General features: G+C 69.9%; 16 protein-coding genes and 1 pseudogene. 4 read left to right on the top strand and 13 right to left on the bottom strand.

Annotated elements, in window-relative coordinates:
- Positions 1-155: 155 nt before the first annotated feature.
- From BUR94_RS01480 to BUR94_RS01460, 5 genes are read right to left on the bottom strand one after another with little or no spacing between them, the layout of a single operon-like run.
- Positions 156-560: a DUF2177 family protein gene (locus BUR94_RS01480; protein ID WP_074254500.1), complete on the bottom strand. Its 405-nt coding sequence runs from the start codon at positions 558-560 to the stop codon at positions 156-158.
- 31 nt (positions 561-591) lie between these two features.
- Positions 592-1,329 (bottom strand): SDR family NAD(P)-dependent oxidoreductase, encoded by a 738-nt coding sequence (locus BUR94_RS01475; protein ID WP_074254499.1) that lies wholly within the window; start codon positions 1,327-1,329, stop codon positions 592-594.
- On the bottom strand, positions 1,322-2,476 hold the full coding sequence (locus BUR94_RS01470; RefSeq protein WP_074254498.1) for an SAM-dependent methyltransferase: 1,155 nt from the start codon (positions 2,474-2,476) through the stop codon (positions 1,322-1,324). Before BUR94_RS01470 ends, BUR94_RS01475 begins: the two co-directional genes overlap by 8 nt.
- Positions 2,473-3,225: a DUF1365 domain-containing protein gene (locus tag BUR94_RS01465; protein ID WP_074254497.1), complete on the bottom strand. Its 753-nt coding sequence runs from the start codon at positions 3,223-3,225 to the stop codon at positions 2,473-2,475. The genes BUR94_RS01470 and BUR94_RS01465 overlap by 4 nt, the downstream gene beginning before the upstream one ends.
- Complete coding sequence (locus BUR94_RS01460) at positions 3,222-4,499, bottom strand: NAD(P)/FAD-dependent oxidoreductase (RefSeq protein ID WP_074254496.1); 1,278 nt, start codon at positions 4,497-4,499, stop codon at positions 3,222-3,224. The genes BUR94_RS01465 and BUR94_RS01460 overlap by 4 nt, the downstream gene beginning before the upstream one ends.
- 186 nt (positions 4,500-4,685) lie before the next feature.
- On the opposite strand from BUR94_RS01460, the gene BUR94_RS01455 reads away from it, so the two are divergent.
- Together BUR94_RS01455 and BUR94_RS01450 are read left to right on the top strand one after the other, a co-directional pair.
- Entirely contained in the window at positions 4,686-5,240 is a 555-nt protein-coding gene (locus BUR94_RS01455) for a sigma-70 family RNA polymerase sigma factor (protein ID WP_245794326.1), read from the top strand.
- Between the two features lies 1 nt (position 5,241).
- Positions 5,242-5,877 (top strand): ChrR family anti-sigma-E factor, encoded by a 636-nt coding sequence (locus tag BUR94_RS01450; protein WP_074254495.1) that lies wholly within the window; start codon positions 5,242-5,244, stop codon positions 5,875-5,877.
- A gap of 16 nt (positions 5,878-5,893) precedes the next feature.
- Here the strand turns inward: BUR94_RS01450 and BUR94_RS01445 are convergent, their stop codons facing one another.
- On the bottom strand, positions 5,894-6,529 hold the full coding sequence (locus BUR94_RS01445) for an exopolysaccharide biosynthesis protein (protein WP_175570406.1): 636 nt from the start codon (positions 6,527-6,529) through the stop codon (positions 5,894-5,896).
- Positions 6,530-6,980: 451 nt separating this feature from the next.
- Here BUR94_RS01445 and BUR94_RS01440 point away from each other — a divergent pair, with 451 nt between their 5' ends.
- Entirely contained in the window at positions 6,981-7,379 is a 399-nt protein-coding gene (locus BUR94_RS01440) for a hypothetical protein (protein WP_074254493.1), read from the top strand.
- A gap of 19 nt (positions 7,380-7,398) precedes the next feature.
- Here the strand turns inward: BUR94_RS01440 and BUR94_RS01435 are convergent, their stop codons facing one another.
- The 3 genes from BUR94_RS01435 to BUR94_RS01430 all read right to left on the bottom strand — a co-directional run bounded on the left by BUR94_RS01435 (position 7,399) and on the right by BUR94_RS01430 (position 9,253).
- The gene (locus BUR94_RS01435) at positions 7,399-8,412 is read right to left on the bottom strand and encodes a formylglycine-generating enzyme family protein (RefSeq protein WP_084192871.1); all 1,014 of its coding nucleotides are present in this window, start codon (positions 8,410-8,412) and stop codon (positions 7,399-7,401) included.
- Between the two features lie 99 nt (positions 8,413-8,511).
- Entirely contained in the window at positions 8,512-8,679 is a 168-nt protein-coding gene (locus BUR94_RS20575) for a hypothetical protein (protein ID WP_175570405.1), read from the bottom strand.
- Between the two features lie 142 nt (positions 8,680-8,821).
- The gene (locus tag BUR94_RS01430) at positions 8,822-9,253 is read right to left on the bottom strand and encodes a LysR substrate-binding domain-containing protein (RefSeq protein WP_074254491.1); all 432 of its coding nucleotides are present in this window, start codon (positions 9,251-9,253) and stop codon (positions 8,822-8,824) included.
- A gap of 8 nt (positions 9,254-9,261) precedes the next feature.
- Between BUR94_RS01430 and BUR94_RS01425 the strand changes: the two are divergent.
- Positions 9,262-10,325 (top strand): annotated as a pseudogene (locus BUR94_RS01425) (tripartite tricarboxylate transporter permease).
- 10 nt (positions 10,326-10,335) lie between these two features.
- Here the strand turns inward: BUR94_RS01425 and BUR94_RS01415 are convergent.
- The 4 genes from BUR94_RS01415 to BUR94_RS01400 all read right to left on the bottom strand — a co-directional run bounded on the left by BUR94_RS01415 (position 10,336) and on the right by BUR94_RS01400 (position 13,908).
- Entirely contained in the window at positions 10,336-10,965 is a 630-nt protein-coding gene (locus BUR94_RS01415; RefSeq protein WP_074254488.1) for a nucleoside/nucleotide kinase family protein, read from the bottom strand.
- A complete protein-coding gene (locus tag BUR94_RS01410; RefSeq protein ID WP_074254487.1) occupies positions 10,962-11,732 on the bottom strand; it encodes an ATP-binding cassette domain-containing protein in 771 nt (256 codons plus the stop codon). Before BUR94_RS01410 ends, BUR94_RS01415 begins: the two co-directional genes overlap by 4 nt.
- Positions 11,732-12,793, bottom strand: a complete 1,062-nt coding sequence (locus BUR94_RS01405; RefSeq protein WP_074254486.1) for an ABC transporter permease — start codon at positions 12,791-12,793, stop codon at positions 11,732-11,734. The genes BUR94_RS01410 and BUR94_RS01405 overlap by 1 nt, the downstream gene beginning before the upstream one ends.
- Before the next feature lie 101 nt (positions 12,794-12,894).
- Entirely contained in the window at positions 12,895-13,908 is a 1,014-nt protein-coding gene (locus BUR94_RS01400) for a sugar ABC transporter substrate-binding protein (protein WP_074254485.1), read from the bottom strand.
- Positions 13,909-13,981 lie beyond the last annotated feature (73 nt).

Below are 13,981 nucleotides of genomic sequence, written 5' to 3'. Positions count from 1 at the left end.
AAGGTCTTCGACAGCCTTGAGTTGGAGTTCCCAATCGTGCAAAATCTCAAAGAGAGAGTTCCAAGTTTCTCCCTCTAGCTGCACCATCTCCCCGCATCTCACATGGAACGGGTCGCAGGCGTGCCGCCGGGGCCGGCTATGCGGCCCCGCGTGGCTTACGACGGCATCAGCGCGCGGGTGATCCAGACGCCGCCCCAGGCGGCGAAGCCGGTGAGCACTCCGCCCCAGAGGGTATCGACGGCGACCTGGTGCAGGGTCCAGTCGCGCAGGGTGGCGTAGTTGGTGAACTCGTAGGTGCCATAGGCCAGCAGGCCCAGCAGGGCGCCGCCGATCAGGGCCGCGGTCGGGTCCTTGGCGTTGAGCGCGGGGACCGAGACGAACCAGAGCAGCCCGGCGACATAGGCGAGGTAGAAGGCGGCCGCGGGGCCGAGGCGCAGGGGCGTTGCCAGCAGGTGGCCGACGTGGCGCTCGAACACCGGCTTGACGAGCAGCTTCAGCCCGATGGCATCGCCCACCAGGAAGAGCGTGGCGGTGACGGCGTAGAGAATCGCGATCTTCATCGACTGGGGTCTTTCATGGCGGGGCGGCGGCTCATCGGGCAAGCCGCCCGGTCAGGCGGAGCGCGGCCCAGTTGGGCAGGCTCGCGAGGAGTTTCATCGGGTAGGTGAAGCGGCGCGGGAAGTGGACCTCGAAGCCGCGCCGGTCGAGGCCGGAGGCGATGGCGCGGGCGGCCTTCTCGGGGGTGGTGATGGCGGGCATGGTGAAGTCGTTCTGCCGGGTCAGCCGCGTGTCGACGAAGCCGGGGCTGATGAGGCGGACATCCACCCGCGGCGCGAGCTCGGCGCGGAGCGTCTGGGCGAGGTTCATCACGCCCGCCTTGCTGGCCGAGTAGATCTGCCCCCTGGGCAGGCCGATGTAGCCGGCGACCGAGCCGCAGAGAGCGAGTTGCCCGCCCTCGCGCAGCAGCGGCGGGGCGAGCTGGGCGACGTAGAAGCTGCCGGTGAGGTTGACGGTGACGATCTGCGCGGCCCTGTCCGGGTCGAGGTCGGCCACACGGCCCGGGTCGTAGAGCGCGGCGAGGTGGATGATCCGGTCGAGCGGGCCGGAGGCGCCGATACGGGCGGTGGCGGCCTCGACGGAGGCGCGGTCGGCCACGTCGAGCGTGACGACCTCGTGGCCCTCTCCGAGCTCGGAGGCCAGCGCCATGAGCTTGTTCTCCGACCGGGCCGAGAGGATCAGCCGGGCGCCCTGCCCCGCGTAATGCCGGGCGAGCGACGCGCCGATGCCGTCGCTCGCGCCGATGATCCAGATGCGCTCCGGCTCAGGCATGGGAGAGTTCCACCTGCACCACGTCGCAGCGCCCGGTGGCGAAGGCGGCGGTACAGGTGCCGAGGTAGTAGCGCCAGTTGCGCAGGAAGCGCTCGCCGTGGCCGAGCCGGCGGACCTTGTCGGAGACGGCCTCGAGCCGGTCGTCCCATTCGCGGCAGGTGCGGCCGTAGTCCGCCCCGAAGGCGAAGTTGTCGGTCACCTTCAGCCCGGCGCGCCCGGCCTGGTCGGCGATCACCGCGTCGCTCAGCAGCATCCCGCCGGGGAAGGTATAGTGGCGGATGTAGTCGGAGCGGGTGCTGTAGCGGTCGAAGTTGGCGTCGGGCACGGTGATGGCCTGAAGCACGGCGCGGCCGCCCTCGGCCAGCCGGTCCTTGAGGGTGGCGAAGTAGGTGGGCCAGTAGCGCTGGCCGACGGCCTCGATCATCTCGATGGAGACGATGCTGCCGTATTTGCCCCCGATCGCGCGGTAATCCTGGAGCCGGATCTCGGCGCGGCCGTCGAGCCGGGCGTCGGCATAGCCCTTCTGGCTGGGCGAGATGGTGACGCCGGTGACATGCTGGCCCCGGTCGGCGGCACGCTCGGCGAAACCGCCCCAGCCGCAGCCGATCTCGAGCAGGCTGTCGGCGTCGCGGACACGGTCGAGGATGCGGTCGTACTTGCGGTTCTGGGCGGTGGGCAGGTCGTCGCCCGGCGCGTAGAGGGCGGAGGAATAGGTCATGCCCTCGTCGAGCCAGAGCTGGTAGAACTCGTTGCCCACATCGTAATGGGCGCGGATGTTGCGCGAGGCACCGCGGCGGGAGTTGGCGCGCAGCAGCCGGTCGGTGAGGCGAAACTTGAGGCGGCTCCAGAAGCCCGCGTCGGCGTGGCCCTCGAACTGGTCGAAGTTCAGCAGCGCAAGCTCGGCGAGGCTCTCGATCGAGGGGGTATCCCAGAGGCCTTCGACATAGGTTTCGCCCAGGCTGATATCGCCCCGCGCGGCCATGGATGTGACCACCGACCAGTCGTGGATGTCCATCTCGGCGGCGGGCGTACCGCTGCCGAAGTCGTGGATCTCGCCCTCGGGGGTGCGCAGGCGGAGGCTGCCGCGGGTGATCCGGGCGCAACTGTCGAGAAACTCGCGGCGGGCGCGGTTGGTCAGGAAGGTCATGAGGTTACCTCGGAAGACGGGGGTGTCGGGCGGGACCGGTAGCGGGCGCCCTTGAGGCGCAGCCGCAGGGCCTGCCAATGAATCAGGGCGATGGTGCGCAGCGCGCCCAGCGGGCGGCGGAGGCTGGCGCGGATCAGGCCGCTGTTGGTGAGCGGGGCACGGGGGCCGAAGAGCGCGGCGGCCACACCCTCCTCGCCGTTGCGGTGCAGGATGGTGAAGGACAGCCGGTCGGGCCGCAGGTCGAAGCGAAAGTCGTAGCGGCCCGCCACGTCCTGGAACGGCGAGACATGGAGCGCCTTGCTGGCGGTCAGCGTGTGTTCGGGCGTGATCGGTGCGAACTCCGGCAGGTGGCAGAGGTAGGAGTGGCGGTCGCCAAAGGGGGTGGAGACCTCCGCGATGACGGCGTGCAGGCTGTCGCCATCGAGCGCGAGCCAGAAGCTGACCGGGTTGAAGACATAGCCCAGGAAGCGCGGCTGGGTGAGCAGCAGCAGGCGGGCCGGGTGCAGGCCGTGTGCGGCCAGCACCTCGCGGGCCCAGGCCGGGCCGCGCCCCTGCTTCAGCGGACCGCCGTGGTCGGTGTCGTGGACCGAGGCGAGGTTGAAGCGGTTGCGGGAGAAGAGCCGGGGGCCGGGCCCGCCCTGCTCGGGGTCGATCAGCACGTAATCCACGCCGTAACGGAAGCCGTGGCGGATGGCGCCGCGGCGGGTGTGCGTGGTGGTGCCGGCGAGATGTTGGGGCGCGAAGCTCATGCTGGCTGAAGCTCCATCTGGCGGGCGATGCGGACGGCGCTGGCGAAGCCGTCTTCATGAAAGCCGTGGCGGGTCCAGGCGCCGGCGAACCATGTGTTGTTCGCGCCCTGCATCTTGCGGAGCTGCTCTTGCGCTTTCAGCGCGGCGGCGTCGAAGACCGGGTGGCGGAAGGTGGTTTCGTCATAGGTGAGGGCCTCGGGCACCTCGCGGGCGGGATTGAGGGTGACGAAGAGCGGGTCGGTCTTTGGGATGTTCTGGAGCCGGTTCATCCAGTAGGTGACGCCGATGGCGGGCGCGGGGCGGGTGGTGTCGGCGGTATAGACCCAGCTCGACCATGTGGCCCGGCGGCGGGGCATCTGGGCCTCGTCGCGGTGAAGCACCATGCGGTTGTCCTGGAAGCGCACGGCGGAGAGCGCGGCCTGCTCGGCGGGCGTGGGCCGGGCGAGCAGCCTGAGCGCCTGGTCGGCGTGGCAGGCGAGGATGACCTGATCGAAGGGCGCCTCGTCGCCGGTGCCGTGGAGGGTGATGCCCGAGGCGTCACGGGTCACGGAAGCGACAGGCGTGCCGGTGCGCAGCGCCACGCCGCGGCCGCGCAGGCTGTGCTCGAGCCGGCGGACATATTCGATGCTGCCGCCCTCGACCGTCCACCACTGGTGCTGCCCGCCGCGGCTGAGCAGGGCGTGGTTGCGGAAGAATTGCAGCACGGCGCGCGCCGGAAACTCCCGGATCCGGTCGGGCGGCGTGGACCAGATCGCGCCGCAGAGGGGCACCAGGTAATACTGCTTGAACCAGCTCCCGAGGCGCATCTCGTCCATCAACTGGCCGATGGTGGCCGCCTCGTCCTGCGCGAGCGCCTCGGCGCGGGCGTTGAAGCGGAGGATGTCGCGCACCATGCGGTAGAAGCCCGGGCGCGCGAGGTTGCGCTTCTGGGCGGTGAGCGCGGAGAGGTTGCGCAGGGCGTATTCGATCCGGCCGCCGTCGATGGAGGCGCCGAAGCTCATGTCGCTCTTCGTCACCGGCACATCGAGCTCCTGGAAGAGCCGGGTGAGATGCGGGTAATTGGCGTAGTTGAAGACGATGAAGCCGGTATCGACCGGCTGATCGCCGCGCAGGCCCGCGGTGACGGTGCGGGCATGGCCGCCGAGCCGCGGCGCAGCCTCGAAGACCGTGACCGAATGCTGCGGAGCCAGCAGGTGCGCGGCCGCGAGCCCCGAGATGCCGCCGCCGATGATGGCGACCCTTTGCGGGCGTGATGGGGGGGCGTCGAGCGACATGGGGCCTCGTTTGTCCAGTTTCCAAGGGATTACGCGAAGATCAACGCCGTGGATCAAAAAAATGATCCGGGTTTTACCCCTCTGCGTAGGAGGGCTATGTTGATGCAGACTTCAGAAGTGGCCGCACCCCAGCGGCGACCGGTCCCCGCCCCGATCCGGGGGCGGCGAAAGGACGTGCCGACACAAATGCCCGCTGACCCCGAATTCTCTGCCCAGACGGTGTGGATGCTTGCGGTGCGCGACCGGCGCGACCGGGCGGCCTTCGAGGCCCTGTTCGACGACTTCGCCCCCAGGCTGAAAGGCTTCATGATGCGGGGCGGCATGGGCGCCGCCCAGGCCGAGGAGATCGTGCAGGAGGTCATGCTGACGGTTTGGCGGAAGGCGTCGATGTACGACCCGGCACGGGCGCAGGTTGCGGCCTGGATCTACCAGATCGCGCGGAACCGGCAGATCGACGTGATCCGCAAGGAGCGGCGTCCGGTGCCCGAAGATATCGGCGGGTTTCCCGACCCCGAGCCCGACGGAGGCCAGGTGCTGGCCGTCGAGCAGGAGGCGGGGGCCCTGAAGGAGGCGCTGGCCCGGTTGAAACCGGCGCAGCGCGAGGTGATCGAGAAGGCCTACATGGGCGAGCTGACCCACCAGGAGATCAGCGACCAGACCGGCCTTCCCCTGGGCACCATCAAGTCCCGCATCCGGCTGGGGCTCGAGCGGTTGCGCCATGAATTGAAGGACATGCGTTGAGATGACGGCGATTGCACACCCCACCCCCGATGCCCTGCTGGCGGCCTATGCCACCGGTAGTCTTCCGCAGCACTATGCGCTGGTGATGGCCACGCAGGTCTCGCTGAGCGATGACGCGCGGGCGACCTACGAGGCGCACCAGGCCGTGGGCGGCAGCCTGATGGCCAATGGCCGGGGCGAGGCGGTTTCGGACGGGCTTAAGCAGAACGTGCTGGCCCTGCTCGATGCGCCAGTGCACGAGAAGCCGCGGCAGGTGCGCAAGGGCCCCCTGCCCGGCCCGGTGATGGAGGCGCTGAACGGCGCGGAGCCCCGGTGGAGCCCGCTCGGCATGGGCATTCGCCAGTGCATCATCGGCGCCGACCGGCATGGCTCGGTGCGTCTGCTCTCGATCCCGCCGGGGCAGGCGGTGCCGGACCACGGCCACAACGGCATGGAGCTGACGCTGGTGTTGCAGGGCAGCTTCAGCGACGAGACCGGGCGCTACGGCGTCGGCGACCTCGAGATCGCGGATGCGGACCTGGAGCACACCCCGATCGCCGATCCGGGCGAGACCTGCATCTGCCTGGCCGCAACCGATGCGCCGCTGCGCTTTTCGGCGCTGCTGCCGCGGTTGCTCCAGCGGGTGTTCCGGATCTGAGCGCCGGGCGGCTCCTTCAGCGGAAGAGCAGTTCGAGTACCGCGAAACCGCCGAGAAACACCATGCCGGCGACCAACGCCGTGGAGGCTAGGGAGAGCACGAGCCCGGCGGCGAACCAGTAGCCGTCGCGCTCGCTGAGACCCAGCGCCAGCATGATGATCGAGAGCGCCGGCAACCCGTTGGCGAAGGGGATCGGCAAGAACAGAAAGACGGCGAGGATCAGCGTGGCAAGGCCGATCACCCGTTCGGCCAGAAGGTAGGAGTTGGGCCACCAGCGCGGCCGTGCCAGCCGCTCGATGCGCTCGACATAGGGCACCGTCACGGTGACGATCCGGGCAAAGGCGCTGCGCTCGATCGAGCGCGCCGCCACCCAGCGCGGCAGCCAGACATCGGGCCGCCCCAGCGCCAGTTGCACCGCCAGCACCATCAGCGGCAGGCCTGTGAAGACCGAGCTGCCGGGGATGAACAGGAACACGTTGGGCGCGGCGAAGATCACCATCAGCGGCGCGAAGCTGCGGTCGCGCAGGGCGGCGATGATGTCGCCCACCGATATGCGGGCCGCATCGCCCGCCTGGAGGTCGCGCAGCACTTCGGAGAGCCGCCGGCCGGGCTGGCGGTTGAGCAGCGGGAGAGGCTCGTCGATATGGGTCATGCGGCGCGGTGCGCAGGGCATTGGCTGGCGGCGAAAGGCATGTTGGCGGCACCCCCGGAGCTGGCCACGCCGGGAAGGTCCGGCCTCCGAGAAGTGGGCATCGGCGGCGCGGCTGCAAGGGCGGCGGGGCGGAATATTTTTGCGGAGCCATTGCAACGGCACGTTGACGCTCCGATACTCTGCCTGCCCGCCGCAGACCATCCACGGGCGCACCCGTTGCGCCCGCGTCTTGCGCCCTTCGACGGACGGTCTATGCGCCCCGGACCCTGCGGGGCGCCTGGGGGTTGATCTTGAGCATACCCGACTTGCGGCCTCCGGTCCGTGACTGCGCGAGTCCCGCGGGGTGCAGCCCTGCGCGCGCCGTTCCGGCCCGGCGGCACGGCCCCCTGCCCCTGCTCCCGTTCACCCCTCCGCCGGACGCCATTCCGGCGGCCCTCGGAAAGATCTCGTGATGTATCACAGCTTCTCGCTCGCCTCTGCCCTGGCCGTGCTCGGCCTCGTCAGCGCGATCTACCTCTGCAACCTCCGCACCCGCCCCGGCAGTTGGCTGCGCAGCGACCTGCTGGGCATGGTGCTCATGGCGCTGCTGACCAGCCTGCTGCCGCTCGCCCTCGGCGCGGCGGGGGCGGCGCTCTGGCAGTCGCTCACCGGCGGCGTGACGGCCGGCGCGTTTCTGACGGCGGGCACCGACCTGCTGGCCGTGGCGCTGATCGTCGCGGCGGGGCTGGTGTTTCGGGCGCTGGTGAGGGCGACCTATCGCGCCACCGCCACCCCCGACAACGTGACCCCGCTCACGCCGCGCCCGGCAGCGCCGCGCCCGAGCGCGCGGGGCATGACCCGCGCCGCCTGACCCGGCCGGGCCGCGCCTGTCAGCAGACCACCGGCGCGGCGCCGCCCGCCGCCACCCGGAAGCCGCAGTTCCCGATCGAGGTGTCGGGGTCGGTCCGGGTGCGGGAGTGCACGTGGTAGCGGTCGCAGTAGCTGACGTGGCAGAGGTAGGAGCCGCCGCGCTGGACGCGGGCGTAGCCCTCTGCCGCGCCGCCCGGGTCGCGCGGCGGGATCGCCTGCGCCGGGGGCAGCGGGCCGAAGCGGTCCTCGACCCACTCCCAGACGTTGCCTGTCATGTTGTAGAGCCCGTAGCCGTTGGGCGCGTGGGCGGTGACAGGCACCGTGCCCTGCCAGTCCGGGCCGAGGTCGTGCCGGTCGGGGAACTGGCCGCGAAAGGTGTTCATCGCCGGCTTGCCCGAGGGCTCGAAGGCATTGCCCCAGGGAAACTTCTGCCGCGCCAGCCCGCCGCGCGCGGCGAACTCCCACTCGGCCTCGCGGGGCAGGCGCAGCCCGCTCCACCGGGCATAGGCGCGGGCATCGTACCAGGAGATATGGGTCACCGGGTGCTCTTCGCGGCCTCGGGTGGTGGAGCCCGGCCCCTCGGGCGCAAACCAGGTCGCGCCGTTGACCTGGCGCCACCAGCGCAGGCCGGGCGGGCTGTTCGGCCATGCGGCGGGATCTGGCAGCAGCAGGTGAAAGACGTAGCTCCAGCCCTCGTGCTCGGCCACGCTGACGTAGCCGGTTGCCTCCACGAAGGCGCGAAACCGCGCGACGGTCACGCTGTGGGGCGAGATGGCGAAGGGCGAGAGCTTGACCTTGCGGCGCGGGCTGTCGAGGTCGGCGGCGAAGGTGGACTTGCGGGTGCCCATCTCGAAGATGCCGCCGGGCAGGTCGATCAGCGCGGCGCGGAGCCGGTCGCGGGTGGATGGATCGGCGGGCGCCACGTCTTCGGCCAGCGCGAGGTAGTCCGCGCGACCGTCCATGCGCGGGCCGGTGGAGGGGCAGCAGCCGCTCTTCTCCTTGCCCGCGTTTCCTGCGTCAGCTTGATCCGGCATCCGGTTGTCCTCCCTGCGCAGCCCTCGGCGCATCGGTCCGCCCAGCAGAGCGGATTCGGCCGCGCATTGCAAAGCCCTGGTGACGGGCGCAGGCCCTGCTCAGTGCCCGGCGCCCCTGCCGGCACGGGTGCAGGCCTCGCCCGGGCCACGCATGTAGTTGCGCTCGGGGCGATAGGCCCGCGCGGCGGCGTCGCCACGTCCGACCCACCGCAGCAGTCTTGTCCAGAGGGTTGCGAAAGCGGTGAAGCGTGCCTCGGTCTTGGGCATGGTGCGGCGGTCCTGCGGCTTTGGTTTTGGTGTCTGCGCCTGGCCGCATCGGCAGCGGCGCGGCCCGAGGGCTAACCCGGATTCGCGCCGGGGTAAAATCGCATTATTGGCACCCAGCCATAACCGGCAGGAATGGCTCGGCTCAGCCGGGCAGCTGCGCCAGCACGTGAGTCTCGACGAGGTCGACGAAGCGCGTGATGGCGCCGTAGCTGGCGGAGCTCGATCGCATGTAGGCCCCGGCGGGCAACCGGGTGATGAGCGGTTCGGCGGGCAGGGCGACGAGGCCGAAATCGGTGATCCTGGCGCTCAGCTGGATCGGCGCGATCATGGTGAAGCCGGGGTGGCGGACGAGGTCCATGCCATTGGCGAAAGAGCTGGTGCGCACGCAGATCGTGGGCTCGGGCAGGCCGTGGCGGATGAAGTATCCGGTGAGCCAGCGCTCGGTCTCCGGGTCGTCGGAGTAGATCACCCCTTGCCTGTCAAGGATCTGGTCGGCGCGGACCTTGCTGCCGCCGGCCAGCGGATCGCTGGCCGCCAGCACCACCCCGTGCTCGACGGTGGCACACTTGCGCATGAGAATCGATGGCCCAGCAGGGCCGGGCCGCCGATGCGGTGGGCATCGCCATTTCCGCCTCGGCGCTCGGCGGGCTCGTCGGTGGCGTGGCTCTGGTACTCTTCGCGCCGCTGCTGGCGCGCTTCGCCGGTGGCTTTGCCCCGCGCGAGTTTGCTGCGCTTGCCGTGACCGGGCTCATCACCATTGCCGTCATCTCCGACGGATCGCTCGTCAAGGGGCCGATCGCCGGCGGCTTCGGGCTGCTCATCGCCACCATCGGGACCGACGAGATCTCGACCGGGTATCGCTTCACCTTCGACTCCTACCACATGCTCGACGGCTTCCACATCGTCGCCGTGGTGGTGGGGCTCTACGCCATCTCCGAGATGGTGGAGCAGTTCACCGGCGGGCAGTTGCTCGACCGGCAGAAGATCGACGTGGTGCGGCCCGGCTTCGGCTCGGTGCTGCTGACCCTGCGGCACTGGGTGAACCTGCTGCGCTCTTGGGGCATCGGCGCCTTCTTCGGCGCGCTGCCGGGTGCGGGCGGCGTGATCTTTTCCTTTGCCGACTATGCCGCCGCCAAGGCCGCCGCCAGGCCGGACGAGCGCTACGGCGAGGGGGCGCAGGCGGCGTGGTGGCGACCGAAAGCGCCAACAACGCCACCGTGGGCGGCACGCTGGTGCCCTCGCTGGCGCTGGGCATTCCGGGCGACGCCTCCTCGGCGGTGCTGATCGGTTCGCTGCTGATCCTCGGGTTCTTCCCCGGTCCGACGCTGTTCGAGCAACAGACAGAAATCGTCGGCGGCATCTTCCTGGTCTACCTCGCCGCCACCATCGCGCTGCTGCTGGTGGGCATCCTGTTCCGGGCGACGAACTATCCGCTCGCGCCGGTGGTGATCGGGATCATCCTCGGGCCGCTGCTGGAGAACAACCTGCGCCGCGCGCTGCTGATCTCGCGGGAGGGATACTGGATCTTCCTCGACCGGCCTGTGGCGGCGAGCATCCTTGCGATCAACCTGCTGCTGCTGGCGGGCGCGGGCTGGATCGCCTGGCGGCGGCGGCAGGCCTGGAAGGCGGCGCAGGCCGAGGCCTGAGGCGGGCCGGTCAGGCGGGAAAGACGAGGTCGGCGGGCAGCATGGCGCCCGCCACCAGCGCGGCATTGGCAAGGTCGTTGCCCTCGGCCCGCGCAGAGGCCTCGGGCTCCGACAGGCCATGGGCGAGCCAGCGTGCGACCAGGCGTTCGCGCAGCGTGGCGAGCGGCACGTCGAGGCTGACGGCCACATCCCACAGCGGCCGCAGGTCGCGCCAGACGGGGGCGTCGTAGAGCAGGTAATTGCCCTCGACGATCACCGTATCGCAGGCGGGCGCGAGGATGCCGGCCCCGGCGAGGGCGATGTCGCGGCTGCGGTCGAAGAGCGGGTAGGCCACCTCGGCCTCCTCGCTCAGCCGCCGAACGAGATGCAGGAATCCCGCGGCGTCGAAGGTCTCGGGCGCGCCCTTGCGGGCCAGCAGCCCGCGCTCGACGAGGATCGGGTTGTGCAGATGAAAGCCGTCCATCGGCACCACCTGCGCGGGCGTCCCGGCCTCCGTCAGCCGGGCACAGAGCGCCTCGGCGAGGGTCGACTTGCCGCTGGCGGGCGGCCCGGCGAGGGCCACCAGCCGGCGCCGGCCGCGCCGCGGTGCCGCGGCGACCGCCTCGGCCAGCCCGGCGAGAGAGGCCACCGGCCCGCTCATGCCGCCTCGGCGGGCGCCTCCTTGGCGCCGGTCATGAAGGCCACCGCATCGGACATGGTATAGTCGCGCGGGTCGATCACGCAGAGCCTGCGGCCCAGCCGATGCACGTGGATGCGGTCGGCCACCTCGAAGACATGGGGCATGTTGTGGCTGATGAGGATGATCGGGATGCCGCGCGACTTGACGTCCTGGATCAGCTCGAGCACCCGGCGGCTTTCCTTCACGCCCAGCGCGGCGGTGGGCTCGTCGAGGATGATGACCTTGGAGCCGAAGGCGGCGGCGCGGGCCACGGCAACCCCCTGGCGCTGGCCGCCCGAGAGGGTCTCGACGGCCTGGTTGATGTTCTGGATCGTCATCAGGCCCAGTTCGGTGAGCTTGTCGCGGGCGATTTTTTCCATCGCCGGGCGATCGAGCTGGCGCAGGAGCTTGCCGCGCCAGCCGGGGCGGCGGATCTCGCGGCCCATGAACATGTTGTCGGCGATAGAGAGGGCGGGCGACATGGCGAGCGTTTGGTAGACGGTCTCGATTCCGGCCTCGCGGGCGTCGATGGGCGAGGAGAAGTGCACCTGCTTGCCCTCCAGCGTCACGGTCCCGGCATCGGGGATCACCGCCCCCGACACCGCCTTGATGAGAGAGCTCTTGCCGGCGCCGTTGTCTCCGATCACGGCGAGGATCTCGCCCGGCATCAGGTCGAAGTCGCAGTTGTCGAGCGCGGTCACGCGGCCGTAGCGCTTGGTCAGGCCGCGGCCCTTGAGAATGGGTTCCATCAGGCTGCCACCTTTCTGATCCACTGGTCCACGGCCACCGCCGCGATGATGAGAGTGCCGATGAGGAGGTAGGTCCACTGGGCATCGGCCCCGGCAAGGCGCAGCCCGAGGGTGAAGACCCCCACGATCAGCGCGCCGAAGAGGGTGCCCAGGATCGAGCCGCGCCCGCCGAAGAGCGAGATGCCCCCGATCACCACGGCGGTGATGCTCTCGATGTTCAGCAGCTGCCCCGAGGTGGGCGAGACCGAGCCGATGCGCCCGATCAGCGCCCATCCGGCGAAGGCGCAGATCAGGCCCGCGAGCGCGTAGACCGAGATCAGCACGCCCTTCACGTTGACGCCCGAAAGCTCCGCCGCCTCCGGGTCGTCGCCCACGGCATAGACATGGCGGCCCCAGGCGGTGTGGCGCAGCACGTAGGAGAGGATCATCACGAGGATGAGCATGAAGACCACGCCCACGGTGAAGACCGCGCCGCCGACGCTGAACTTGGCGCCCATGAGCTGAAGCAGAGGGGCCGCCTCGGCAATGTCCTGGCTGCGGATGGTCTCGTTGGCCGAGTAGAGAAAGTTGGCCGCCAGCACGATCTGCCACATGCCGAGGGTGACGATGAATGGCGGCAGCTTGACCCGCGCCACCAGCCAGCCGTTCAGCGCGCCGATGGCGGTGCCCAGCGTCAGGCCGCAGAGGATGGAAATGCCTACCGGCAGCCCGTAGCGAAAGGTGAACTGGCCCATGATGACGGAAGAGATCACAGCGATGGCGCCCACGCTGAGGTCGATGCCCGCGGTCAGGATCACCAGGCTCTGGGCGGCGGCGACGATGCCCACGATCTGCACCTGCTGGAGGATCAGCGTGAGCGCGAAGGGCGAGAAGAACTTGCTGCCCAGCGCGAATCCAAAGATCAGGACAGAGGCCACCAGCACGATCAGCGGCACCATCGCGGGCGTGGTGTGGAGCAGGTGCTGGAAGCGGTCGACAAGGCTCTTGTCCCGGGCGCCGAAGGAGGCGACCTCGCCGGGCGCACTCGACGCGGATGCTTCGAAATTGTCGGATTGTGACATGGTTCCCCCCAGGGCACGCCCCCCGTGCCGCTCACTGCCTGATGGTCTGGCCAGGGCAGCCCGCGCCGCCCCGGCCTTGAGTCATGTAGCGCCCCGTCGGGTCAGCCCCAGCAGAGCTCGGTGCCTTCGGTGGTGTCGATGCTCTCGACGCCCTCGGCGGGCTTGTCGGTGATCAGCGCCACGCCGGTGTCGAAGAAATCCTTGCCGGGGGTGTTGGCGGGCTTGGTGCCGTCCTTCGCCCAGGCCACGATCGCCTCGATGCCCTTGGAGGCCATCAGCAGCGGGTACTGCTGCGAGGTCGCGCCGATCACGCCATCCTTCACGTTGGCCACACCGGGGCAGCCGCCATCGACCGAGACGATCAGCACGTCGTTCTCGCGGCCGATGGACTTGAGCGCCTCGTAGGCGCCGGCGGCGGCGGGCTCGTTGATGGTGTAGACCACGTTGATCTCGGGGTCCTTGGCGAGCAGGTTCTCCATCGCCTTGCGGCCGCCCTCCTCGTTGCCGGCGGTCACGTCGTTGCCGACGATGCGCGGATCGGTCTCGTCGCCCCACTTGTTCGGGTCGCCGAGGTCGATGCCGAAGCCCTGCAGGAAGCCCTGGTCGCGCAGCACGCCCACGCTGGGCTGGCTGACGGCGAGGTCGAGCATGGCGATCTTGGCGTTGGCGGCCTCGTCACCCAGGGTGGCGGCGGCCCACTTGCCGATCAGCTCGCCGGCCAGGAAGTTGTCGGTGGCGAAGGTCATGTCGGCGGAGTCGATCGGCTCGAGCGGGGTGTCGAGCGCGATCACCACCAGGCCGGCGTCGCGGGCCTGCTGCACGGCGGGCACGATCGAGCTGGTGTCGGAGGCGGTGAGCAGGATGCCCTTGGCGCCGTTGGCGATGCAGGTCTCGATGGCGGCGACCTGGGTCTCGTGGTCGCCGTCGACCTTGCCGGCGTAGCTGTTGAGCGTGACGCCCAGCTCGGCGGCCTTGGCCTCGGCGCCTTCGCGCATCTTGACGAAGAAGGGGTTTGTATCGGTCTTGGTGATCAGGCACGCGCCGATATCCTGGGCCGCGGCGGTGGTGGCCGTGGCGCAGAGCGCGAGCGCAGTGGTTGCGACGAGTTTCTTCATGATGTCCTCCCTGGGATCATTGACCTGGTCGGATCTCCCATTGATCCGCCCCGGGGCCGTCCTCTGCCTCGGG

This window comes from Vannielia litorea (assembly GCF_900142295.1).
Lineage (GTDB): Bacteria > Pseudomonadota > Alphaproteobacteria > Rhodobacterales > Rhodobacteraceae > Vannielia > Vannielia litorea.
This window is presented reverse-complemented; position numbering and strand designations above follow the sequence as displayed.

Excerpts from the sequence above, each read along its gene's own strand:
- BUR94_RS01480 (WP_074254500.1), bottom strand. The coding sequence starts at position 560 with ATGAAGATCGCGATTCTCTACGCCGTCACCGCCACGCTCTTCCTGGTG.
- BUR94_RS01475 (WP_074254499.1), bottom strand. The coding sequence starts at position 1,329 with ATGCCTGAGCCGGAGCGCATCTGGATCATCGGCGCGAGCGACGGCATC.
- BUR94_RS01470 (WP_074254498.1), bottom strand. The coding sequence starts at position 2,476 with ATGACCTTCCTGACCAACCGCGCCCGCCGCGAGTTTCTCGACAGTTGC.
- BUR94_RS01465 (WP_074254497.1), bottom strand. The coding sequence starts at position 3,225 with ATGAGCTTCGCGCCCCAACATCTCGCCGGCACCACCACGCACACCCGC.
- BUR94_RS01460 (WP_074254496.1), bottom strand. The coding sequence starts at position 4,499 with ATGTCGCTCGACGCCCCCCCATCACGCCCGCAAAGGGTCGCCATCATC.
- BUR94_RS01455 (WP_245794326.1), top strand. The coding sequence starts at position 4,686 with ATGCCCGCTGACCCCGAATTCTCTGCCCAGACGGTGTGGATGCTTGCG.
- BUR94_RS01450 (WP_074254495.1), top strand. The coding sequence starts at position 5,242 with ATGACGGCGATTGCACACCCCACCCCCGATGCCCTGCTGGCGGCCTAT.
- BUR94_RS01445 (WP_175570406.1), bottom strand. The coding sequence starts at position 6,529 with ATGACCCATATCGACGAGCCTCTCCCGCTGCTCAACCGCCAGCCCGGC.
- BUR94_RS01440 (WP_074254493.1), top strand. The coding sequence starts at position 6,981 with ATGTATCACAGCTTCTCGCTCGCCTCTGCCCTGGCCGTGCTCGGCCTC.
- BUR94_RS01435 (WP_084192871.1), bottom strand. The coding sequence starts at position 8,412 with ATGCCGGATCAAGCTGACGCAGGAAACGCGGGCAAGGAGAAGAGCGGC.
- BUR94_RS20575 (WP_175570405.1), bottom strand. The coding sequence starts at position 8,679 with ATGCCCAAGACCGAGGCACGCTTCACCGCTTTCGCAACCCTCTGGACA.
- BUR94_RS01430 (WP_074254491.1), bottom strand. The coding sequence starts at position 9,253 with ATGCGCAAGTGTGCCACCGTCGAGCACGGGGTGGTGCTGGCGGCCAGC.
- BUR94_RS01415 (WP_074254488.1), bottom strand. The coding sequence starts at position 10,965 with ATGAGCGGGCCGGTGGCCTCTCTCGCCGGGCTGGCCGAGGCGGTCGCC.
- BUR94_RS01410 (WP_074254487.1), bottom strand. The coding sequence starts at position 11,732 with ATGGAACCCATTCTCAAGGGCCGCGGCCTGACCAAGCGCTACGGCCGC.
- BUR94_RS01405 (WP_074254486.1), bottom strand. The coding sequence starts at position 12,793 with ATGTCACAATCCGACAATTTCGAAGCATCCGCGTCGAGTGCGCCCGGC.
- BUR94_RS01400 (WP_074254485.1), bottom strand. The coding sequence starts at position 13,908 with ATGAAGAAACTCGTCGCAACCACTGCGCTCGCGCTCTGCGCCACGGCC.